Origin of the sequence: Proteiniphilum sp. (assembly GCF_034331125.1) — a bacterium.
GTDB classification, from domain to species: Bacteria; Bacteroidota; Bacteroidia; order Bacteroidales; family Dysgonomonadaceae; genus Proteiniphilum; species Proteiniphilum saccharofermentans.
Genome location: NZ_JAXQGC010000004.1, coordinates 95,627 through 116,304 on the forward strand (window position 1 = coordinate 95,627; position 20,678 = coordinate 116,304).

General features: G+C 44.3%; 25 protein-coding genes and 2 tRNA genes. 18 read left to right on the top strand and 9 right to left on the bottom strand.

Annotated elements, in window-relative coordinates; all coding sequences use genetic code 11:
- Positions 1 to 52: 52 nt before the first annotated feature.
- Entirely contained in the window at positions 53 to 1,753 is a 1,701-nt protein-coding gene (locus tag U2P89_RS00775) for an alanine/glycine:cation symporter family protein (protein WP_091905890.1), read from the bottom strand.
- 282 nt (positions 1,754 to 2,035) lie between these two features.
- On the opposite strand from U2P89_RS00775, the gene U2P89_RS00780 reads away from it, so the two are divergent.
- Positions 2,036 to 3,409: a Gfo/Idh/MocA family protein gene (locus U2P89_RS00780; protein ID WP_091905888.1), complete on the top strand. Its 1,374-nt coding sequence runs from the start codon at positions 2,036 to 2,038 to the stop codon at positions 3,407 to 3,409.
- Positions 3,410 to 3,492: 83 nt separating this feature from the next.
- Here U2P89_RS00780 and U2P89_RS00785 read toward each other — a convergent pair whose 3' ends face one another.
- The 3 genes from U2P89_RS00785 to U2P89_RS00795 all read right to left on the bottom strand — a co-directional run bounded on the left by U2P89_RS00785 (position 3,493) and on the right by U2P89_RS00795 (position 4,989).
- Entirely contained in the window at positions 3,493 to 4,041 is a 549-nt protein-coding gene (locus U2P89_RS00785) for an NADPH-dependent FMN reductase (protein WP_076928801.1), read from the bottom strand.
- A 157-nt stretch (positions 4,042 to 4,198) separates the two neighbouring features.
- Positions 4,199 to 4,636 (bottom strand): nucleoside deaminase, encoded by a 438-nt coding sequence (locus tag U2P89_RS00790; RefSeq protein ID WP_092026345.1) that lies wholly within the window; start codon positions 4,634 to 4,636, stop codon positions 4,199 to 4,201.
- A gap of 125 nt (positions 4,637 to 4,761) precedes the next feature.
- Positions 4,762 to 4,989, bottom strand: a complete 228-nt coding sequence (locus U2P89_RS00795) for a hypothetical protein (RefSeq protein WP_394333045.1) — start codon at positions 4,987 to 4,989, stop codon at positions 4,762 to 4,764.
- Positions 4,990 to 5,122: 133 nt separating this feature from the next.
- Here U2P89_RS00795 and U2P89_RS00800 point away from each other — a divergent pair, with 133 nt between their 5' ends.
- The 9 genes from U2P89_RS00800 to U2P89_RS00840 all read left to right on the top strand — a co-directional run bounded on the left by U2P89_RS00800 (position 5,123) and on the right by U2P89_RS00840 (position 12,300).
- Positions 5,123 to 5,485, top strand: coding sequence for a YraN family protein (locus U2P89_RS00800; protein ID WP_076928809.1), 363 nt, complete (start codon positions 5,123 to 5,125; stop codon positions 5,483 to 5,485).
- 68 nt (positions 5,486 to 5,553) lie between these two features.
- The gene (locus U2P89_RS00805; protein ID WP_076928811.1) at positions 5,554 to 5,916 is read left to right on the top strand and encodes an MmcQ/YjbR family DNA-binding protein; all 363 of its coding nucleotides are present in this window, start codon (positions 5,554 to 5,556) and stop codon (positions 5,914 to 5,916) included.
- A complete protein-coding gene (locus U2P89_RS00810) occupies positions 5,900 to 6,652 on the top strand; it encodes a biotin--[acetyl-CoA-carboxylase] ligase (protein ID WP_091908623.1) in 753 nt (250 codons plus the stop codon). The genes U2P89_RS00805 and U2P89_RS00810 overlap by 17 nt, the downstream gene beginning before the upstream one ends.
- A 76-nt stretch (positions 6,653 to 6,728) precedes the next feature.
- Entirely contained in the window at positions 6,729 to 7,436 is a 708-nt protein-coding gene (gene pyrH / locus U2P89_RS00815) for a UMP kinase (protein WP_076928815.1), read from the top strand.
- Between the two features lie 81 nt (positions 7,437 to 7,517).
- Positions 7,518 to 8,075: a ribosome recycling factor gene (gene frr, locus U2P89_RS00820; RefSeq protein WP_076928817.1), complete on the top strand. Its 558-nt coding sequence runs from the start codon at positions 7,518 to 7,520 to the stop codon at positions 8,073 to 8,075.
- Complete coding sequence (rsgA, locus tag U2P89_RS00825) at positions 8,075 to 9,037, top strand: ribosome small subunit-dependent GTPase A (RefSeq protein WP_313381698.1); 963 nt, start codon at positions 8,075 to 8,077, stop codon at positions 9,035 to 9,037. Before frr ends, rsgA begins: the two co-directional genes overlap by 1 nt.
- Positions 9,034 to 10,464 (top strand): cardiolipin synthase, encoded by a 1,431-nt coding sequence (cls, locus tag U2P89_RS00830; RefSeq protein WP_313381697.1) that lies wholly within the window; start codon positions 9,034 to 9,036, stop codon positions 10,462 to 10,464. Before rsgA ends, cls begins: the two co-directional genes overlap by 4 nt.
- A gap of 91 nt (positions 10,465 to 10,555) precedes the next feature.
- Entirely contained in the window at positions 10,556 to 11,095 is a 540-nt protein-coding gene (locus tag U2P89_RS00835) for a shikimate kinase (RefSeq protein WP_313381696.1), read from the top strand.
- On the top strand, positions 11,092 to 12,300 hold the full coding sequence (locus U2P89_RS00840; RefSeq protein WP_322190362.1) for an NAD(P)-dependent oxidoreductase: 1,209 nt from the start codon (positions 11,092 to 11,094) through the stop codon (positions 12,298 to 12,300). Before U2P89_RS00835 ends, U2P89_RS00840 begins: the two co-directional genes overlap by 4 nt.
- A 65-nt stretch (positions 12,301 to 12,365) precedes the next feature.
- Here U2P89_RS00840 and U2P89_RS00845 read toward each other — a convergent pair whose 3' ends face one another.
- The 5 genes from U2P89_RS00845 to U2P89_RS00865 all read right to left on the bottom strand — a co-directional run bounded on the left by U2P89_RS00845 (position 12,366) and on the right by U2P89_RS00865 (position 15,349).
- Entirely contained in the window at positions 12,366 to 13,745 is a 1,380-nt protein-coding gene (locus U2P89_RS00845; protein ID WP_139233464.1) for an MATE family efflux transporter, read from the bottom strand.
- Between the two features lie 121 nt (positions 13,746 to 13,866).
- Positions 13,867 to 13,942, bottom strand: a tRNA-Gly gene (locus tag U2P89_RS00850).
- Positions 13,943 to 14,035: 93 nt separating this feature from the next.
- A tRNA-Tyr gene (locus U2P89_RS00855) sits at positions 14,036 to 14,118 on the bottom strand.
- 25 nt (positions 14,119 to 14,143) lie between these two features.
- Positions 14,144 to 14,635, bottom strand: coding sequence for a 6,7-dimethyl-8-ribityllumazine synthase (gene ribH / locus U2P89_RS00860; protein ID WP_322190363.1), 492 nt, complete (start codon positions 14,633 to 14,635; stop codon positions 14,144 to 14,146).
- A 9-nt stretch (positions 14,636 to 14,644) separates the two neighbouring features.
- Complete coding sequence (locus U2P89_RS00865) at positions 14,645 to 15,349, bottom strand: tetratricopeptide repeat protein (RefSeq protein WP_091908609.1); 705 nt, start codon at positions 15,347 to 15,349, stop codon at positions 14,645 to 14,647.
- A gap of 240 nt (positions 15,350 to 15,589) precedes the next feature.
- Between U2P89_RS00865 and U2P89_RS00870 the strand changes: the two genes are divergently transcribed.
- The 8 genes from U2P89_RS00870 (at position 15,590) to U2P89_RS00905 (ending at position 20,645) form a co-directional block, all read left to right on the top strand.
- Positions 15,590 to 16,132 carry a hypothetical protein gene (locus tag U2P89_RS00870; protein WP_019539516.1) on the top strand — a complete coding sequence of 181 codons (543 nt, stop codon included), beginning with the start codon at positions 15,590 to 15,592 and terminating at the stop codon, positions 16,130 to 16,132.
- A gap of 209 nt (positions 16,133 to 16,341) precedes the next feature.
- Positions 16,342 to 16,581, top strand: a complete 240-nt coding sequence (gene rpmB / locus U2P89_RS00875; RefSeq protein ID WP_026327329.1) for a 50S ribosomal protein L28 — start codon at positions 16,342 to 16,344, stop codon at positions 16,579 to 16,581.
- A 19-nt stretch (positions 16,582 to 16,600) separates the two neighbouring features.
- Positions 16,601 to 16,789: a 50S ribosomal protein L33 gene (rpmG, locus tag U2P89_RS00880; protein ID WP_019539518.1), complete on the top strand. Its 189-nt coding sequence runs from the start codon at positions 16,601 to 16,603 to the stop codon at positions 16,787 to 16,789.
- A gap of 13 nt (positions 16,790 to 16,802) precedes the next feature.
- Positions 16,803 to 16,964, top strand: coding sequence for a DUF4295 domain-containing protein (locus U2P89_RS00885; protein ID WP_019539519.1), 162 nt, complete (start codon positions 16,803 to 16,805; stop codon positions 16,962 to 16,964).
- Positions 16,965 to 17,178: 214 nt separating this feature from the next.
- Positions 17,179 to 18,132, top strand: a complete 954-nt coding sequence (ftsY, locus tag U2P89_RS00890) for a signal recognition particle-docking protein FtsY (RefSeq protein ID WP_091908607.1) — start codon at positions 17,179 to 17,181, stop codon at positions 18,130 to 18,132.
- Positions 18,133 to 18,182: 50 nt separating this feature from the next.
- Entirely contained in the window at positions 18,183 to 19,481 is a 1,299-nt protein-coding gene (gene rimO, locus U2P89_RS00895) for a 30S ribosomal protein S12 methylthiotransferase RimO (RefSeq protein WP_322190365.1), read from the top strand.
- Positions 19,482 to 19,564: 83 nt separating this feature from the next.
- On the top strand, positions 19,565 to 20,278 hold the full coding sequence (locus U2P89_RS00900; RefSeq protein WP_091908603.1) for an HU family DNA-binding protein: 714 nt from the start codon (positions 19,565 to 19,567) through the stop codon (positions 20,276 to 20,278).
- A 31-nt stretch (positions 20,279 to 20,309) separates the two neighbouring features.
- A complete protein-coding gene (locus U2P89_RS00905; protein WP_139233463.1) occupies positions 20,310 to 20,645 on the top strand; it encodes a LysM peptidoglycan-binding domain-containing protein in 336 nt (111 codons plus the stop codon).
- The last annotated feature ends 33 nt before the right edge of the window (positions 20,646 to 20,678 follow it).

The window sequence follows — 20,678 nt, forward strand, 5'->3', positions numbered from 1 at the left end:
TTGTTCAAATTTACAGAGTAAATCTGTATTGGCACATTAGCATATTGGCACATCAATTTTTTGGATGTTCTTTCTTAAAATCTATCCAGTAATCTTTGATTGTCGATTTCACCTCTTTGTGCAGAATAAGTAGTCCGATCAGGTTCGGGACTGTCATAAGGGCGATGGTGATCAACGATAAACTCCAGATGATTGTGGTATCGGTAAAGGAAGCAAGAAAAAATCCCAATACGAAAATGATCCTATAGACCACTATATATTTTGCTCCTACTAAGTAAGTAACACTTCTGTCCCCGTAATAAGACCAGGCGATAGCGGTGGAGAAAGCAAACAGGAGTAATGCAATGGCGACAATATATTGTCCGGAGTTGCCTAGTATGCTTTTCGAGAAAGCCGCGGTAGAGAGAGGGGCACTGTGAATAAGGGATTGCCCGGTGAAGGTTAAATTACCGGACCGGTCGGTTATCTTACCATTAGTGACCGGAATTTTGCCGGAGAAAAGATCTCCACCCTGTCGAACTTCAATATTTTCTGCCAATGAACGTGCATGAATAATGGAAATCTTATCCAGGATTTTACCTTCTTCTATCTGAATTTCCCCTGTGAAGAGGGATACCTTATCCTTATTATTCAGATGGTTCTTGAGGGCAGCTAGATTTTCTTCATTTTGTTCGTGATAATAACCTGCCAGAATTTCGATATCGGTTTGCTGGAACTGATTGGAGAGTTTTTCATTCCATACACCTGATGATAAGAGCACCATGCCGGTAAGAAAACAGATGATGATGGTGTCGATGAACGGTTCCAGGATGGCAACCATCCCTTCTGAAACCGGTTCATGGGCTTTGGCTGCAGCATGGGCGATGGGTGCGGAACCCTGTCCCGCCTCATTGGAGAATAATCCTCTGTTTACTCCATTGTTGAATGCGAAAGCGAATCCGGCTCCCAGAAAACCGCCGACAGCAGCTGTACCGGAAAAGATATCACTGAATATAGATATAAATGAAGGGATAATATTTTGATAATTGGAGAAAATGACCGCTATGGCTCCTGCAAAATAGATGATCGCCATGAAAGGGACCAGTTTTTCGGTTACCTGTGCTATCCTTTTGATCCCTCCGATGATAATCAAGCCGAGTAAGACGGATAAGACAGCCCCCGTTACCATATGTTGTATCCCGAAAGTGGCAAACATGGCATTCGATATGCTGTTTATCTGTGGCAGGCTTCCGGTCCCGAAAGAAGATAAAATGGTAGCTATCGCGAAAAATCCCCCTATCCAGTATCCTGTTTTGATTTGCTTCCCATTTTTCAGATTGATATTTAACCGTTTTTTCATATAATACATGGGGCCACCGGCTACCATCCCTTTTTCATCAAAATCCCGGTATTTATGTGACAGGGTTACTTCCACGAATTTGGTACACATCCCTAAAAATGCAGTCATCAGCATCCAGAACAGCGCTGCCGGTCCTCCCAAATGAACGGCCAATGCTACTCCGGCAATATTTCCGGTACCCACCGTTCCTGAAAGGGCGGTAGCCAACGCCTGAAAATGGGATGTGTCGCCTTTGTCTGTCTTTTTATCGTATTTCCCTTTTACAATCCGGATAGCATGTGAAAAATACCTGATTTGGGGGAATTTTAAATAAAATGTAAAAAAAATGCCAGTCCCCAGAAGAAGGAAAATAAACCAGTTGTTTCCTGCAATATATTGATGTATAAAGAGAAAGAATTCGTTGAGTTGTTGCATAAAACTAAATTATGGGTAGAGTAATCGATGACCAATTTGCAAATATAGTTATTCATTTAAAAAATCAAACATTCACTTAAAAAAAGATTAATATGACGTTTTGTACAAACTTTATTATCTTTGTCTTTACTTTTGATGTTATTTCTTTTCTATTGCAGTACTGAGGTGTTGACGTGAACATAATTGCCAATCCGATAATTTTCCAGTGGATAGTCCGTACAGGCCGAAACTAACAAAATATATAGAAACAGACCAAATATAAATTTAAAATAATACTTTATCATGGACAGACGAAATTTTTTAAAGAAATCCGCCATTTCAGCAACGGGGTTAAGCCTGGCTCCGTTGATGGGAAGCTCCTATTCTTCCGTTTTCGGTCAATCTTCACCGGGTAATAAAATCAAGGTAGGCCTGATCGGGTGCCGTAATCAAGGATGGAGTAATCTGAAAGCTTTTCTTCAATACCCCGACGTGGAGTGTATCTCCATGTGTGATGTGGATGATCAATGGCTCTATCAACGTGCTTCTGATTTGGAAGAGTTGACCGGTAAAAAGCCACCTCAGTTGGTAAAGGACTGGCGCAGGGTGATCGATAACAAAGATGTGGACATGGTGATTATCGGGACCCCCGACCATTGGCACTGTCTCCAGTTGATCGCTGCCTGTGAAGCAGGTAAGGATGTGTATGTAGAAAAGCCGCTGGCTAATACTATCGAGGAGTGCGACCTGATGGTAAAAGCTACCCGGAAATATAACCGTATCGTGCAGGTGGGACAGTGGCAACGCAGCGATCCGCACTGGGACGAAGCGGCTGCATATGTGCAAAGCGGAGAACTGGGCCGTGTGAGAACCGTAAAAGTATGGGCTTATCAGACCAGCAAATGGACATTGCCGGTAGTCCCCGATTCGGCACCACCTGCAGGCGTGGATTATGACATGTGGTTAGGTCCGGCGCCTAAGCGTACTTTTAACCAAAACAGGTTTCATTATAATTTCCGTTTCTTCTGGGATTACGCCGGTGGGTTGATGGCCGATTGGGGTGTGCACCTGCTTGATTATGCCATGAAAGGGATGAATGTGGGATTACCTTCATATGTCTATGGCGCCGGAGGAAAATATGGCTATCCGGATGATGCCATGGAGACGCCCGATACACTGATGGTGACTTATAAATATCCTGATTTCAATATCATCTGGGATCATGCATGTGGAATAGGTACAGGATTGTTCGGTCTCAGGGAAGGGGTTGCCTTTTTTGGAGAGAACGGTACGCTGATCCTTACCCGCCAGGGGTGGGAGGTAGTCCCCGAACAAGCTATCAATAGCCGTACGTTCCCATATTGTTACCCTTGTGACGATGAAAGAAAACCCAATACGCTCCGGATGGAAGCAGTGGAAAAAAAGAAAGGTACAGGCAGAGGTCTCTATCTGCATGCCGGCAATATGCTCGATTGTATGCGTTCACGTGAATTGCCTAATGCTGATATCGCCATTGGCGCTGAAGTGGCTAAACTGAGTCATTTGGGGAATATCTCATGTCGTGTAGGGACTGCACTGAACTGGGATGACAAAGCTGGGAAATTTGTCGGTAATGACGAAGCCAACAGGTTAATCAAGGCAAATTACCGGGCTCCATGGAAATTGCCGGAACTCTGATATTTTTTATGGGTATAAATGAAAATCGCTCCGGAAGTATAATCACACAGCCGGAGCGAAATTTTATATAATAGGTGGATATCTTAAAACTTGTATACCCATTTGGCAAATGCATTTACCCAATTCTTCAGAAATTCTTTGGTGCTTTCGTTCTTCAGGTTGTTTTGTTCGTCGAACAGCTCCCATGAATTTCCGATATATGCTTCGGGTTGTTGCATCATATAGATGTTCAGGAAGACCATGGGTTGACGCAGTGCGTGGTTAGCTACTGAGCCGCCAAGAGGACTCATGGAACTGCTCACGATAGCTCCCGGCTTTCCTGCCCATTTATTCTGCCCATAAGGTCTTGATCCTACATCAAGTGCATTTTTCATTACCCCGGAAGTACTTCGGTTATACTCAGGAGTGAAAAAAAGATATCCATCAGCCTCACCGATCTTTTTGCGGAATTCAACCCATTCTGCCGGAGGATTTGCATCGAGGTCCTCATTGTAGTGAGCTAACTGCCCTATTTCTATAATCTCCAACTCCAAGGAATCAGGAGCTAACCTAATTACCTCATTTGCCAACTTTCTGTTGACCGATTCTTTTCGCAGGCTGCCTACCAGGACAGCTATTTTCTTTTTACTCATAACACCTGTTTTTTAGTTGATTTGCAGATTTGTACATAAAAATTTCCGTATTAGTATTAACGCTTTTTCCATGGCTTTTGTTTGATAGTAAATATTGATAGGCTATCGGGTTCCGGTTTTGGAATAACGGCAGAGGGAAGCAGTAAAAGTCTTTGAATTATTTCCTGAAACGTGCGAAGAAAAGTTTCATCAGGTCAGCGCAATCATCGGCTAGTACACCAGAAGTAACGGTAGTCTTGGGATGGAGGAGATAAGGTGAGATCTGTGTATAGCCTCTTTTTTCATCTGATGCCCCGTATACTACACGCGATATTTGTGCCCATCTCAGTGCACCGGCACACATAGGGCAGGGTTCTACTGTCACGTAGAGGGTGCAATCGGTCAGGTATTTCCCCCCCAACACATTGGCTGCAGCAGTGATGGCTTGCATCTCGGCATGGGCTGTAACATCATTCAGGGTTTCTGTTAGATTGTGAGCACGGGTAATAATGCGTTCGTTCACTACGACAACTACACCGACGGGTACTTCTCCATTTTCGAAAGCTTTGTGTGCTTCCCGCAAAGCCTGTTGCATAAAATATCGATCGTCGAGCATCAGTTAGAAAAATTACTAATTACCAATTAGAAGTCCAAGAAGTCAAAAATCTTGAATCTTGAATCTTGAATCTTGAATTCTTGAATCTTTAAATCATCAGATCATCAAATTATGAAATCAAAAGATTATCTCCTCATCTCATTTTCTTCGAACAGTGTAGGATAGTCCTGTTCCATATTTTTTAGCACATGGTTGAGAACGGTTTCACGGAACCATCTGGAACGGTTTGTGATTTTATACTTTTTCAGATAGAAATGAATCAGACTGTATTCTTCATCGCTGAGCAAAAACACGGCCTTTTTTGTACGTGGCTTGATCTTGCCCTGCGGTTTGTATTGTTTCGTTCTCATCAAATAACTATTGAAATTTCTGCATGCGCTTTTCCTTTGCCAGTGCAAAAAAACAAAATATTTTCGATAAAACGGGGGATTTACAGGGTAAAGTTGTATTTTTACAAGGTTTAAAAGCTGTTTTGTATCAAGAGAGATGGCCAAACACAATGAGTTGGGAAGGAAAGGTGAAGAAGCTGCGGTGAATTGTCTTAAAAGGAAGGGACACCGGGTTCTGGAACGGAATTGGTCTTTTTCCGGTTATGAAATCGATATAATATCAGAATATGAAGAATTTATCGTGTTCGTAGAGGTTAAGACCCGTAGTTCTGTCGAATGGGGTAATCCGGAAAATGCTGTTACTGAGCAACGTATGCGACGTATGATACGTGCTGCCAGTCACTATCTGAAAATAAACCATATCGATAAACCGGCCCGCTTCGATATTGTTACGGTAATAGGCAAAGAACAGAATTTCGAACTGGAACATATCGAAGATGCATTTTTACCTTTTTTGTGAAAAGAGCTTTGACTGAATACAATATGGTATGACAATTTTAATTGCATAAAACGGGAATCAAACGGGGTATGAATATCGAAGAACTTTTTGATTATTGTCAATCCATTCAGGGTGCGGAAGCGACGACCCCCTTCGATGAGTGGACCATCGTAATGAAAGTGATGGGGAAGATGTTCGCATTGATACCTACGGATGGGGACAGATTTTGTATCAGTCTCAAGTGTGACCCGGCAAAAGCCATCACACTGCGTGAAAAATATGTATGTGTGGAAGGGGCTTATCATATGAACAAAACCTACTGGAATACCATTTATTTGGATAGGGATATGCCCGATGATGAACTCAGGGAGTGGATTAATCATTCTGTAGAAGAGGTTATAAAGAAATTGCCAAAAAAGCAGCAGCAACAATATTATGGAACAATTAAGTAAAGATCGCCGGATAATCCGGTTGGAAGAGACTGAGTCAACCAATCTCTATTTAAAACAACTAGCCAGGGAGGAACACCTTGAAGAGGGATCGATGGTTATAGCCGATTTTCAGACCGTTGGACGAGGGCAGATGGGGAATTCCTGGTTTTCTTCGAAAGGAGAAAATCTCTTATTCAGCCTGTTGATCTATCCCAAGGAGGTACTGGCCAATGAACAATTCATTATTTCCCGTATTGCTTCACTGGCTGTTAAGAATACGCTCGACCGGTTTGCGGACGATATTCGTATCAAATGGCCGAACGATATCTACTGGAAAGAGCAAAAAATAGCGGGGATACTGATAGAAAATGATATTGATAACAAATATATCGCCAATTCAGTGATTGGGATCGGGATCAATGTCAATCAGCAAATATTTCCACCCGAGCTTTCCAATCCTGTGTCACTTTGGCAAATTATCGGCTCAGTACAGGATCGGGATTACATCCTCGATATTTTTCAAAGGGAGTTTTTCCTGCTCTATCGTGATTTTGAGAAAGGGGAAATCAAAACTATTGAAGATGAATATATGCTCGATCTGTACCGGGTAAATGGTTATTATTGGTACGAAGACAAGAATGGCCGGTTTATGGCGAAGGTCGAAGATGTACTCCCTTCGGGTCATCTGGTGTTGAAAACAATCGATACAGAAGAGGAACGGAAGTACGCGTTTAAAGAGGTCACCTTTGTGGAATGAGTGGGTGACTGCATCGGGCTTCTAATATCTAACATTTTCATTTTTAGTTTTTCACTATTAGTTTTTAGTTTAAAAAATGCAATTTAATAGGATTTTACTCAAACTCAGCGGCGAATCGCTGATGGGCGACAAACAGTACGGAATTGACGAAAAGCGTCTGCAGGAATATGCCGAACAGATATATGAAGCGGCACAGACAGGCGTGCAAATAGGTGTCGTGATTGGCGGAGGAAATATTTTCCGTGGCCTGAGTGGTGCTACCAAAGGATTTGACCGGGTAAAAGGCGATCAGATGGGGATGCTGGCCACTGTAATCAACAGCCTTGCGCTGAGTTCGGCACTCACCGCCGTTGGACAGGAAAACCGTGTTTTCACGGCGGTTCGTATGGAGCCTGTAGGTGAGCTTTATTCTAAATGGAAGGCCATTGAGTCGCTGGAAAGAGGTGAAATCGCAATTCTCGCCGCCGGTACCGGAAATCCTTTCTTTACGACCGATACTGCATCCGCACTCCGGGGAATTGAAATCGAGGCCGATGCGATGTTCAAAGGAACCCGTGTAGACGGCGTATATACGGCTGATCCGGAAAAAGATCCTACCGCTACCAAATTCAAGACGATCACTTTCGATGAAGTGTACAATCGTGGACTGAAAGTGATGGATCTGACCGCTACAACGATGTGTAAGGAGAATAACCTGTCCATCGTCGTCTTTGATATGGATAGTTATGGAAACCTGAAAAGAGTGCTTGAAGGCGAAGATATCGGAACACTGGTGCATGTTTAGAAAAATTTCACTATTTTTGTTCACAACTTTTTCGTTAAGTGCAATGACGATTGAATTCACTAAAATTTATTGAAGATACTTATGGAAATAACGACAATCAGAAAAGAGGCCGAGGAAAAGATGCAGATGACCCTCGAATTCCTGGATGAAACTTTTTCACGTATTCGTGCAGGCCGTGCAAATGCCCGTATCCTGGACGGTATACGCGTGGAATATTATGGTAGTCTTGTGCCGTTGTCGAATGTTGCAACAGTAACCACACCCGATGCCAAGACTATTATGGTTCAACCCTGGGAAAAAGCGATGTTGAGAATAGTGGAAAAAGCTATTTTGGACTCCGATGTGGGCATTACTCCCGAGAATAACGGAGAGGTAATTCGTTTAGGGATTCCGCCGCTTACGGAAGAACGGCGCAAGCAATTGGTGAAACAGACCAAACAGGAGGCAGAAGAGGCAAAGATCAGTATCCGCAATGCGCGCCGTGAAGGAATTGATGAGGTGAAAAAGGCTGTCAAAGAGGGTATGGCCGAAGATATGGGAAAAGATGGAGAAAACGAACTGCAAAAACTTCACGATAAGTATATCAAGAAAGTGGATGAGATGTTCGCCGAAAAGGAGAAGGAGATACTTACCGTTTAATGGCAAAAGGCGGGGATGAAAGCGGTAAGATAGGACTGCAGGGGCTGGTTGTCAGGAATACCGGGAATGCCTATCTGGTGCGTGATGATAACGGCAACGATATCATTGGCATAGCAAAGGGAAATCTGAGACTTAAAGGGATCAGAAGTACAAGCCCTATTGTAGTGGGCGACCGGGTCTTTATGGATCCTAACCCCGACGGTACCGCTTTTATCACCGATATCGCCGAACGGAAGAATTATATCGTCCGTAAGGCTTCCAATCTCTCCAAACATGTGCATATACTGGCTGCCAATATTGACCTGGCATTCCTTTGTGTTACGGTGAGTTATCCTGAAACAACTACCGTATTCATCGATCGTTTCCTGACTACCGCAGAAGCATATTCGGTACCGGTCTGTCTTATTTTCAATAAAATAGACTTGTATGATGAGGAGGAGAGTGAATACCTGAATGCGCTGATACATCTCTATTCCACAATTGGCTATCAATGTTTGAAAACTTCGACGGTGACCGGTGAAGGTAAAGATCAACTGGAGGCTTTGGCAGAAGGAAAGACCGTTTTACTTGCAGGGCATTCGGGGGTGGGGAAATCGAGCATCGTTAACCTTCTGGTAGGGGATCAGGCGCAAAAAGTGAGAGAGATATCCGGTTATCATCATAAAGGGATGCATACCACCACTTTTTCGGAGATGATCGAATTGGAGAATGGTGGTTTCTTGATTGATACCCCGGGTATCAAAGGTTTCGGTACCATTGATATGAGTCGTGCCGAAGTATCGCACTATTTCCCTGAAATATTCAGGATATCGAAAAACTGTAAATATAACAGTTGCCTGCATCTTAATGAACCTGGCTGTGCAGTGTTGGAGGCAGTCGAAAATCACTACATCAGTGAAAGCCGCTATCATTCATACCTGAATATACTGGAAGACATTGAGGAAGGAAAATACCGGTTATGACTATACAACTTAACAGTGCACTGCTCCTGATCATTGAAATACTCTACCTGCTCACAGTAGTAGGTATTGTAGTGGTGGTGATCTCCGAAAACCGGAATCCCATCAAAACGGTGGCATGGATAATGGCGGTGGTGTTTCTGCCCTTTATCGGTATTATCTGGTACGCCTTCTTCGGACAAGACGCGACAAAAAAACAGGTAATCTCCCGCCGGATGTACAGCAAGTTGAAGAAACGCCCCCTGGACGGGATGGAAACTGCCGTAGAGCATATTTTCCCGGAAGAGTATATTAACCTTATTAACCTGCTCCAGAATATGGATTATACGCCGTTGCTGGGAGGAAATGATGTGACGTTGTTTACCAATGGGGAGGATAAATTCGCAAGCCTGTTTGCCGATATCGAAAAGGCCGAAAAACATATTCATATAGAGTATTATGTATTGCTTGACGACGAATTGGGCCTGAAACTCCAGCAGGCGCTTATCCGTAAGGCCAGGGAGGGAGTGGAGATACGTATTATTTATGACAGTTTCGGATCGAGGAAGGCGAAGAGGAAATTTTTTGAAGATTTCAGGAAAGCAGGCATAGAAACCGAACCTTTTTTAAAGCTGAGTCTTTCGAGACTTACTTCGAGGCTCAATTACCGTACACACCGCAAGATTGTGGTTATCGATGGACGGATAGGCTACGTGGGAGGAATGAATGTGGCTGACCGCTACCTGAAAGGACTTGATTGGGGCTGCTGGCGTGATACCCACGCCCGGATCGAAGGGAAGGGGGTACAAGGATTGCAGTCGGTCTTTCTGATCGACTGGTATTTTGTATCGCAGACGCTGATTACTTCTCGTGATTATTTTCCTGTACTTGAAAATTATGGTGAATGTCCCATGCAGATAGTAAATAGCGGCCCCCTGAGTGAAACGAACGAAATATCGCATGGCATTATGCAGGCTATTTATGATGCACGTAAATCGATTTTTATCCAGACTCCCTATTTTCTGCCTCCTGACGCGATGGCCGATGCACTACAGGCAGCAGCTATCAAGGGTGTCGATGTGAGGGTTATGATGTCCAAACGATCGGACGTCCCTCTGGTGCAAAGAGCTTCATTCTCTTATATTAAAGATATGTTGAAGGCCGGAGTGAAAGTATATATGTACCACAAAGGGTTCCTGCATTCCAAGATGATGGTATTCGATGGTTCACTTACGCTGGTTGGTTCGGCCAACTTCGACTCGCGTAGCTTCGAACAAAATTTTGAAGTGGAGGCATTTATCTATGACGAAAAATTGGGGATGCAGGCTAATGATATTTTTGTGGAGGATCAACGTTTTTCAGATCCCGTTTCAATGCGTGAATGGTATAAGCGGAGTGTGAAAAAGAGATTTATAGATTCTTTTCTACGACTCTTTGCTCCTTTGATGTAAAATCATAGAACACTCATGAGATACAGGTTTATGCACATGCTTAAAGTTAAAATGTCTTGTATCTTGATTCCTGGCTCTAATATTTAATCATATGGAACGAATTTTTATTATAGGCTATATGGGTTCGGGTAAAACCACGGTAGGGAAACGGTTGGCCGGATCGCTTTCTCTTTCGTTTGTCGATCTCGATGCTTATATCGAGAATAAGTATCGAAAGGCCATTCCTGCTCTTTTCGAAGAGAAGGGAGAGGATGGTTTTCGGAAAATAGAGAGCCAATCACTTCGGGAAGTTGCAGAGTTCGAGGATGTGGTGATCTCTACCGGAGGAGGTACACCCTGTTTCTTTGATAATATGGAGGTAATGAATCGTGCCGGCCTCACTATTTACCTTGAGGCTCATCCCGAAGATCTTGCCGATCATTTACTGGCGTCGAAAACAGTGCGACCTCTCATTGCCGGGAAGTCGAGGGAGGAGCTTATCCCCTTTATCACGGAGCATCTGGCCCGCAGAGAGAGCCATTACCGGAAAGCAAAGATTATTTACCCCATTGACCGGATGAATACAAAGGATGAGATCCATCTAACGGTGTGCGGTATTGAAGAACTAATAAAAAGGAGGAACGCGGAATGATGTTTGACGCCCATAAAGGCACCTCGTTTGTGGTACGCGAATTGCTGCAGAAAGTAGAAAAGCAGAGAACGTCTCTGGTGATTGGAGTCCCCAAGGAAGACCACAAACATGAAAAACGGGTGCCATTGACGCCCGAAACCGTTTCATTGCTGAACGAGTCAGGTTACAGGGTACTGCTTGAAGCCGGAACGGGGATGACCATCAATTATACCGACAGCTATTATGCCGAATCGGGTGCAGAGATAGTCGGGACTCCTGAAGAGGTTTTCCAGGCCGACCTGATCCTGAAGATATTACCTCCTACATTGGAAGAGGTAAGTATGATGCGGCCGCGTGCTACTGTTTTTTCGTTTCTCCATATCCATAAATTATCTCTTTCTTTGCTGGAGTTGATGTCTGAGAAGAAGATCAACGCGCTGGCTTATGAACTTTTATACGACAATACGGGCATCTCTCCGTTTGTGACATCCATATCCGAAATTGAAGGTACTTATTCCATTACCCTGGCGGCAGAACTGTTGAGTAATGCTCATGGAGGGAAAGGTATCCTGTTGGGAGGCATCCCCGGCATATCACCTACCGAGGTGGTGGTGATCGGGGCGGGGGTGGCCGGTACCATGGCCGCCCGTGCGGCGTTGGCCATGGGTGCCTCGGTGAAAGTGTTCGACAACGATGTGGTGAAGCTGCGTACTATCCGCCATGAACTGGGTAATCTGGTATTTACTTCCACGCTTCAGCCCAATGTACTAAGAAATGTGTTTCGCTCTGCCGATGTGGTAATAGGTGCCATGCAGTATATCAATAAAACCCACTTTTACCGTATCTCCAACGACCTGATCCGGGAGATGAAGCGGGGAGCCGTGATCATCGATATACGAATGGCGCAGGGAGGATGTTTCGAAACCACCATGGAAGCCTGTTTGCCCGGCCATCCGGCGGTTTTTGAGAAATTCGGCGTGTTGCATTTCTGTGAGATGAGTCTTAGTTCCCGTGTGGCGCGTACTGCTTCCATCGCTCTGAGCAATATTTTTGTGTCATTGTTCTCTACCATGGCTGATTGTGGAGGAACCGACCATTTTGCACGATTCGACCGCGGTTTTGCCGCCGGCTTCTACCTTTACTCCGGAAAGATGGTCAACCGGTATGTGGGCAACCACTTCAATATACCTGTAACCGATATCGGATTGTTCTTGCCGGGGTATTAACATATTATTTGAATATTCCACTGGGCTGGGAAAATGATCTCCCGTCAGGATCGATATGAAATAAACTACTTTTCCGAAACGGGTTCGGAAGACAACCTCTTCTGCAGGATCAGATACCAGATAAACAGGATGATCCCTTTGAATATTGAGGTGATGGACAGGGCCCACCAGACTCCGGTCACACCCATGCGGGTGCCCAGTACCATGGCGATAGGGATCCGTAATGTGTTGAATACAATGCTGATGATGGCCGGTGGAGTGGTCCTGCCTAAACCATTGAACATGCCCTGGGTGGTGATCTCCAACATCATAAAAACCTGGGAGATCCCTATGATCAACAGATACTCACCGCCGGCTTCATAGGCTTCTTTTTCCGGGACAAAGACAGAAAATATCCCTTCCCCGTATAATACAAATGCCAGGGTTACTGCGATTCCCAATGCTCCCATCATCATCAAAGTATAACGGAAAGCCCTGTTGGCACGACTCATCTTAAGTGCGGCAAAATTCTGCGCCACAAAGCTGCCGAGTGCAGTGGAAAAGCCGGTGGAGGTATTCCATGTAATCCCCTCGATCTGTCCCCCGGTGGTCTGGCTGGTGATACCCAAATGTCCTCCGTACAACGATGCGATACGGGCCAGATTCATATTGATAAATGCGAAATAGGTATTCATGGCGGCCACCGGCAACCCTAATTTCAGGATATTCAGTGTGTACCTTCTGCGTGGGCGGATCAGAAATGGGAATTTCCCCAACAATCCGTTCTTCTTTTTCAGGTGTCGGACGAACAATAGGAGTACCACGCTCTGAGACAGGATGGTAGCCAGTGCTGCGCCTTTTACACCCATAGCAGGAATAGGCCCAGCCCCGAAGATCAGAAGCGGGTCCAGCACAATATTTAAAACAAGGCCGGTAGCGTTGAAATAAAAGGGGATATCACTCCGTCCGGAACCGATATAGATGCCGGAGAAGTTGAGAATCAGAAACATGATAGGAATCCCTAAGGAGATGATCTGCAGATATCCGGTTGCTTCCACTGCAATCTCCTGTTCCAGTTTGTAAAATGATATATAAGGGTGGGGGAAAAGAAGGAAAAACATACCGAAGAGGAGCCCTAGCAGTATAGCGATGGTGGTGGTATGCGAAGCATAGAGTGATGCCTGGTCTAACCGACGGGCGCCGATGGACTGTCCGATAGATATCTCGGCAGCCACCTTGGAAATAAGCGCGACTGAGTTCATCATCCACATAAGCATCCCCACGGTGCCTACTGCCGCGACCGACTGACTGCCCAACCGTCCTATCCAGATGATGTCCACCAGGTTGTAGGCCATCTGGATAAAACTGATTGCCATCAACGGGAGGGCTAACGTGAGCAACTGCCGGAAAATGCCTCCCCGGGTAAGATCGCGCACTGCAGATGTTTGTAAAGATTGAGATTCCACCGGCAACCCTTTTTTATTAAAAAAGGAAGTAACCGTTGAAGTTACTCCCTTATATGCTGTTTTAGATAAGAGGAAGAGGAGATTTTCCGGTGGTACCGGAGTAAATTTCCCCTCTCCTCTCTGGAGCGGAAGACGGGACTCAAACCCGCGACCCTCAGCTTGGAAGGCTAATGCTCTATCAACTGAGCTACTTCCGCAAAATTAATTGACAATTGAAAATGGGTAATTGACAATTTTGATTGGTGTTCCCCTCATTGTGCATTGTTAATTCTCAATTGTCCATTCGTCAGTGGGCAGTGATGGATTCGAACCACCGAAGGCGTAAGCCAGCTGAGTTACAGTCAGCCCCATTTGGCCACTCTGGTAACTGCCCTTTGCGAGTGCAAAGATACAAAAAATTATTTGTATTTTGATTGAAGTGCCATCATTTTTAACGCGGTGATGGCCGCTTCGTCACCTTTATTTCCGTGTTTACCACCGGCCCTGTCCTGTGCCTGTTGGAGCGTGAGGGTGGTCAGTAGTCCGAAAATTACCGGAATATCGTAATTGAGGTTTAGTTGGGTAGTTCCTTCTGTCACACCGTCACAGACAAAGGTGAAATGCGGTGTCTCTCCCTGGATGACACATCCCAGAATGATAACGCTGTCAACCTTCGCTTTCTCGATCATCACCTTTGCAGCGTATGTCAGCTCAAAACTGCCGGGCACGTGTTCAATGATTATATCATCGGCCGATACGCCGAATTTCAGGAGAGTGTTGGTTGCTCCGTCCAGCAAACTGTGTGTAACGGATGAGTTCCAATCGGACACCACGATACCTACCCGTTTTCCTTTCCCTTCGGGAACTGCCGTGGGATCATATGACGAGAGGTTACTCAATGCTGTTGCCATGACCGCTTATTACTTATTTTCTTTCAGGAAGAGAGCCTGTTGGATGAACTTATCTGCTTCCCGGGATTCAGGAGAGTTGAGATAGGTTTCTTTGATCTGTGTGAAAACCTCAATCGCTTTGTCGTAGTCGGCTTTACTCAAATATGCTTCGCCTGCTTTTTTATAATAGATGGGGCTGAGCATTTCGTTGTCAGCTTCTTTGGCCGCTTTGAGAAAGTTGTTAATAGCCTGGTCGGTCTGTCCCATATTCATATATACATCACCTATCGCACCGGTGACGGCCGGAGTGATCAGCAAATCTCCTCCTTTGAATTTCTTCAGGTGTTCCAGCGCTTTCTCATTATTCCCTATCCGGCTGTAAGAAATGCCGGCATAAGCATGTGCCAAGTCAGCCGTTTTGGTTCCTTTATAACGATCTATGATGGATTCAAATCCTATATAATCGTTGCCATTCCCGAAAAGAGCCAGGGAGTCGTCTCCGTTCTGGAAATAGCGTTCTCCCTTAAAGAGAGCAGCTTGTGCTTTCTCAGTGCGAGGTGTCTTGTGCAAATAGTGGTAGGCGAGAAAAGCCCCTACGAGAGCAATTACTATCAGCAATCCAGTTACAATGATTTTCTGATTTTTTTCGAGAAATTGTTCGGAAGTGGTAAGTGCCTCCCCGATATTTTCGAAATTCTTTTCGGCTTTCGACTCTTTTGTTTTTTTAGCAGACATATTTCTTTGAAAAAATGTTACGTTTTATTTTTCGAGATGCAAAAGTACAGTTTTTTAAATGATAAATAAAATTTCAACACCGGTTTTTTATAAAAATGATGAGTTGTTTTAATCTTTTTCGTAGGTTTGTAGTCTTATAAAGGTGAAAAGGTGAAAAAGTGGTAATGTTGATGCGATAATTAGTCATTCAATTAGCAAATTGGCACATTAGTTTGTCTTGACTCTAAAAAAGAATTTGATATGAAGAAATATATATTGATTGTAAGCCTGCTCATAATTGGCCTGTCGCGTATGGAGGGACAGGTGGATGCCGGTTTTAATACTGTTCCGGTGGTGAACGGAAAGGTGGTTTTTGAGCAGTTTATTCTCACGGATCAGGGACTTTCGGCTAATCAGAAATATGTCACCCTGCAAAAATGGGTGAAGGATAAGTATACCGGCAGTCCATTGGTGTCGAGTATTCGTTTTGATGATAAAAACCAATCCGCGACGGTAAGTGCAAAAACGGAGCTGACGGGGGTGCCGGGGAATACTGTAATGAATTACCGGTTCGACCTCTCCGTAGCCAATGCCGGATGTGTATTGGTGGTAAGAGATATTACCTATCAAAGTGCACCAAAGCAGGGGACATCTTCTTTTCCGAGGACCATTACTGCTGAACAGACCATTACCGATCAGGCCGTGGGTGCTCCGGGAGAAGAGGGGCAAATAAGAAGTAGTACACGAAAAGCTACCCTCTCGTTTCTGAATAGTCTATATAAAGAGGTGTCGGGGCTGTTTTAATAAACTACCTACAGTCATACAATTGGACGTGATCGATTTATCTGCTTCCTTTCTTTGCAAATTAATTTGCAGAAAGCTTTGGTAATTTGAAATTATATGCTTAATTTTGCGCCCTGATTTACCGGAAAATGATGTTTCGGTGAAGTGCTGTGGGTGTGATCCATGGATATAAATGTTGGTGAATAATAAAGTAAACACAGTATATAGCAATGTCTAAGATTTGTCAAATAACAGGAAAAAGAGCAATGGTTGGCAACAACGTTTCCCACTCCAATCGGAAAACGAAACGTAAGTTCAACGTCAATTTGTTCAGAAAAAAATTCTATTGGGTGGAAGAAGATTGCTGGATCAGCCTCAATATATCGGCATCCGGTTTGCGTACCATCAATAAGATCGGTTTGGATGCAGCCTTGAAAAAAGCCGCTGCAAATGGATATTTAAACGCTTAACGATAGGGAGGAAGCAGCAATGGCAAAAAAGGTAAAAGGAAACAGGATACAGGTGATCCTTGAATGCACTGAGCATAAGGAAAGTGGTATGCCTGGCACTTCGAGGTATATCACTACAAAGAACAGAAAGAATACTACAGAACGGTTGGAATTGAAAAAATACAATCCCATCCTTAAAAGAATGACTGTTCATAAAGAAATCAAGTAAAACAAGATAGACTATGGCAAAGAAAGCAGTGGCGGGATTCCGTGACAAAAATACAACTACCGGGCGTAGTCATACCAAAGTGATCAAAATGGTAAAATCGCCTAAGACTGGTGCATACAGCTTCAAAGAAGAGATGATCCTGAACGACCAGGTGAAAGATTATTTTTCGAAATAAATCTGTTCCATTCAGACTTTTTACTCTGCTCGCCAAAATAGATTTATTTTTTGAGGAGCTTGATGAAAAGAGTCGGTTAAAAATATATAAAAGCTTCCCTGTGCTCAAACGCAGGGAAGTTTTTTATTGACTATTTTGTAGCTTTGTAGATTGTGCGGGTTGCCTGCCAAATCCTAACAAATGGAAAAATCAAAGGTATCTTAATAATTGTTCTATGAGCTTTTTTGACAGATTCACAAAAGGGAAAAAAGAAACACTGGATAAAGGTCTCGAAAAGACAAAGGAGAACTTTTTTTCGAAGATCACACGTGCAGTTGCCGGTAAGTCGAAGGTCGACGATGATCTGCTCGACAATCTGGAGGAGATATTGGTTACCTCCGATGTAGGCGTGGATACCACTCTCAAAATTATTGAACGTATCGAAGCACGTGTGGCCAGGGATAAATATGTGGGGACAGATGAGTTAACGGCTATGCTTCGCGATGAGATTGCGCTGCTTCTGACTGAAAATAACAGTGACGACCTGTCGGAATTCACTCTTCCCGAAAGGAAAAAGCCTTATGTGATTATGGTAGTGGGAGTAAATGGTGTAGGAAAAACAACTACTATTGGTAAGTTGGCATATCAATTCAAACAAAAAGGATACTCTGTTTATCTGGGAGCAGCCGATACGTTTCGTGCAGCGGCAGTGGAGCAGCTTGATATCTGGGGGCAAAGGGTAGGTGTGCCGGTAATCAAGCAAAAAATGGGATCCGATCCCGCTTCTGTGGCGTTCGATGCAGTCAGTTCGGCCAAAGCGCATGATGCCGATGTAGTAATCATAGATACCGCCGGCCGTCTGCATAACAAGGTCAATCTCATGAACGAGCTGACCAAGATAAAAAATGTGATGGGAAAAATTGTACCCGGCGCTCCCGATGAGGTGCTTCTCGTTCTTGACGGTTCCACCGGGCAAAATGCATTTGAACAGGCCAAGCAGTTTACGGCAGCAACCGAAGTGACGGCACTTGCCATCACCAAACTCGACGGAACCGCCAAGGGTGGTGTAGTGATTGGTATCTCCGACCAGTTCAGGATCCCGGTGAAATATATCGGTCTGGGTGAAGGGATAGAAGATCTGCAGGTGTTCCGCAGAAGAGAATTTGTAGATTCCCTGTTTGGAGAGTGAGCTGTTGTGCTGAGTGGAATAAAATTTGAAGGTATTGCAAGATACAATATATGGTTAATAACAGGATAGATGTCGTTACGCTGGGTTGTTCCAAAAACCTTGTCGATTCGGAATTATTGATGAGGCAACTGGTGGCCAACGGGTATACCGTGGAACATGATCCTGAAACGCCTCGCGGCGATATTGCCGTGATCAATACATGTGGCTTTATTGGCGATGCAAAAGAAGAATCGATCAATATGATCCTCTCTTTTGCCGAAGCCAAAAAACGAAATAAACTCAAAAAACTGTTTGTAATGGGATGCCTCTCGGAACGATATAGGGAAGAATTGTTGGAAGAGATCCCCGAAGTGGACAGGTTTTACGGTAAATTCGACTGGAAAGGCCTTATTACAGACTTGGGTAAATCCTATTATAAGGAGTGGGAATTTGATAGGTCACTGTCAACCCCTTCCCATTACGCTTATGTGAAAATATCGGAAGGGTGCGACAGGACCTGTTCATACTGCTCTATCCCGTTGATCACCGGGAAATATAAATCGCGCCCTGTCGAAGAGATCGAAGATGAGATCCGCCGGTTGGTGATCAAAGGTGTAAAAGAATTCCAGTTTATTGCGCAGGATCTTACCTATTATGGGCTCGACCTGTACCGGCAGATGAAATTGCCGGAGTTGATAGAGCGGGTTTCTGATATAGAGGGAGTGGAATGGATACGTCTTCATTATGCTTATCCGACCCATTTCCCGACCGACCTGTTACGGGTGATACGCGAACGGGAAAATGTATGTAACTATCTTGATATTGCCCTACAGCATATCAGCGACCATATGCTGAAAACCATGCGTCGCAATATCACCAGGCAACAGACTATTGATCTGATTCAACGTTTTCGCGAAGAGGTGCCGGGTATCCATCTGCGTACTACTATGATGGTGGGACATCCCGGAGAAACGGAAGAGGACTACCTGGAACTACTTGAATTCATCGAAAAGACCCGGTTCGAACGGCTTGGTGCTTTTCCCTATTCGCACGAGGAAGATACGCATAATTACAGGTATTATTCCGATGACGTGCCTGCGGAGGTGAAACAGCAAAGGATGAACAGGCTGATGGAACTGCAGGAGGGGATAGCCCTGTCGGTGAATGAAGCAAAAGTGGGAGAGACCCTGAAAGTGATTGTCGACCGGGAAGATCCTGAGTTCTACGTCGGTCGAACCGAATTCGACTCGCCGGAAGTGGATGGAGAGGTGTTGATCGATAAGTCGAGAGTATTGGGAATTGGCCGGTTTTACGATGTGAAAATCAATGCTGCAATGCCTTTCGACTTGATGGGAACGGTGAGTGTTTGATTCTGAATTTCGGATTTCGGATATGAGATATGGGATTTTGGATTTGAGAACTGCGTTTTTGTTTACAAAATATCTTGATTGACATGACCTACGAAGATTTTATTGCTGAAGTAGCCAGACGCCTTGAGTGGCCGGATGAAAAAACTTCCGGTATCATTGAGACAATTCTGGAAGTGGTGAGCGCGGAGTTGAAAATGAATAATTCCGTGATCCTCGATAATTTTGGTACTTTGAAAACCGATATTCAGCCGGAATATATTCTGGTGAATCCGGAAACCAAAGAACGGCATTTGATGCCTCCTGCCGTTGAGATCGTTTTTGAAGCCTTCTCTCAGGAAAACGGAGAAAACTCATTATCCTATGCCGGTTTTACGCCGGATGAAACATTATATAATGAAGTAAACAGCTCTTTCTCCCAGTTCGAACCGACACCATTGAATGAGGGTGTACAGTTTCCCGGTATTCCCGAAATAGTTGTTGGGGAACAGGAAACAGAGGATGAAATCCCGGAGTCGTCGCTTTCGCGGGAAGAACAAAATGTTTTGCCTGAGGAAATTTCTCATCCGGAACCTGAAGTTGAGACTCCTTTTGTTCCGAAAGAATCTCAAAGAATTGTTGCTTCAGTTGAAGTTACAGAACCGGATAAAAATCCGGAACAGTCTCCACCTCGATATCGCTCCCATCGAGGATTGAGAAACAATAAAAGAACATCATCTGTTTGGATCCCGATTGCGGGAGGGATAGCCATTGTCGTGGCGTCACTTTTTTTTTTCAAAGGGGATAATAAGGACAGGTAAGGCGGAGGTAGTAACTTCTCAAGTGGATTCTGTGTCATTTTCTAAGAAGGACCCGATTGTAGCACAGTCAGTAATTCCTTCCCAGAGGGGAGCAGTTGCTGTCCTGCCGCAAGAACAGGAAATGGAAAAGATAACCCTACCGGAAGGTAAGACGTTGCGGCTTTTGGCACTGGATATCTTTGGAGACCGCGAATTCTGGATATACATCTATCTTGAGAATAAAGATAAAATTCCTAATCCCAATAAAGTTCCAGCGGGTACGGTATTAGTTCTTCCTGACAGGTCTGTCTATTCCATTAATGCGGCAGACCCCCATTCGGTTGCCAAAGCAAAATCCCTTGGAGATGAAGTGCTGAGAGCATTTTAGTGGATCGTAATCATTAAAACTATTTTAATATAG

What these genes read in the sequence shown, in the direction of transcription:
- U2P89_RS00775 (WP_091905890.1), bottom strand. Translation starts at nt 1,753, where the DNA reads ATGCAACAACTCAACGAATTCTTTCTCTTTATACATCAATATATTGCA.
- U2P89_RS00780 (WP_091905888.1), top strand. Translation starts at nt 2,036, where the DNA reads ATGGACAGACGAAATTTTTTAAAGAAATCCGCCATTTCAGCAACGGGG.
- U2P89_RS00785 (WP_076928801.1), bottom strand. Translation starts at nt 4,041, where the DNA reads ATGAGTAAAAAGAAAATAGCTGTCCTGGTAGGCAGCCTGCGAAAAGAA.
- U2P89_RS00790 (WP_092026345.1), bottom strand. Translation starts at nt 4,636, where the DNA reads ATGCTCGACGATCGATATTTTATGCAACAGGCTTTGCGGGAAGCACAC.
- U2P89_RS00800 (WP_076928809.1), top strand. Translation starts at nt 5,123, where the DNA reads ATGGCCAAACACAATGAGTTGGGAAGGAAAGGTGAAGAAGCTGCGGTG.
- U2P89_RS00805 (WP_076928811.1), top strand. Translation starts at nt 5,554, where the DNA reads ATGAATATCGAAGAACTTTTTGATTATTGTCAATCCATTCAGGGTGCG.
- U2P89_RS00810 (WP_091908623.1), top strand. Translation starts at nt 5,900, where the DNA reads ATGGAACAATTAAGTAAAGATCGCCGGATAATCCGGTTGGAAGAGACT.
- pyrH (WP_076928815.1), top strand. Translation starts at nt 6,729, where the DNA reads ATGCAATTTAATAGGATTTTACTCAAACTCAGCGGCGAATCGCTGATG.
- frr (WP_076928817.1), top strand. Translation starts at nt 7,518, where the DNA reads ATGGAAATAACGACAATCAGAAAAGAGGCCGAGGAAAAGATGCAGATG.
- rsgA (WP_313381698.1), top strand. Translation starts at nt 8,075, where the DNA reads ATGGCAAAAGGCGGGGATGAAAGCGGTAAGATAGGACTGCAGGGGCTG.
- cls (WP_313381697.1), top strand. Translation starts at nt 9,034, where the DNA reads ATGACTATACAACTTAACAGTGCACTGCTCCTGATCATTGAAATACTC.
- U2P89_RS00835 (WP_313381696.1), top strand. Translation starts at nt 10,556, where the DNA reads ATGGAACGAATTTTTATTATAGGCTATATGGGTTCGGGTAAAACCACG.
- U2P89_RS00840 (WP_322190362.1), top strand. Translation starts at nt 11,092, where the DNA reads ATGATGTTTGACGCCCATAAAGGCACCTCGTTTGTGGTACGCGAATTG.
- ribH (WP_322190363.1), bottom strand. Translation starts at nt 14,635, where the DNA reads ATGGCAACAGCATTGAGTAACCTCTCGTCATATGATCCCACGGCAGTT.
- U2P89_RS00865 (WP_091908609.1), bottom strand. Translation starts at nt 15,349, where the DNA reads ATGTCTGCTAAAAAAACAAAAGAGTCGAAAGCCGAAAAGAATTTCGAA.
- U2P89_RS00870 (WP_019539516.1), top strand. Translation starts at nt 15,590, where the DNA reads ATGAAGAAATATATATTGATTGTAAGCCTGCTCATAATTGGCCTGTCG.
- rpmB (WP_026327329.1), top strand. Translation starts at nt 16,342, where the DNA reads ATGTCTAAGATTTGTCAAATAACAGGAAAAAGAGCAATGGTTGGCAAC.
- rpmG (WP_019539518.1), top strand. Translation starts at nt 16,601, where the DNA reads ATGGCAAAAAAGGTAAAAGGAAACAGGATACAGGTGATCCTTGAATGC.
- U2P89_RS00885 (WP_019539519.1), top strand. Translation starts at nt 16,803, where the DNA reads ATGGCAAAGAAAGCAGTGGCGGGATTCCGTGACAAAAATACAACTACC.
- ftsY (WP_091908607.1), top strand. Translation starts at nt 17,179, where the DNA reads ATGAGCTTTTTTGACAGATTCACAAAAGGGAAAAAAGAAACACTGGAT.
- rimO (WP_322190365.1), top strand. Translation starts at nt 18,183, where the DNA reads ATGGTTAATAACAGGATAGATGTCGTTACGCTGGGTTGTTCCAAAAAC.
- U2P89_RS00900 (WP_091908603.1), top strand. Translation starts at nt 19,565, where the DNA reads ATGACCTACGAAGATTTTATTGCTGAAGTAGCCAGACGCCTTGAGTGG.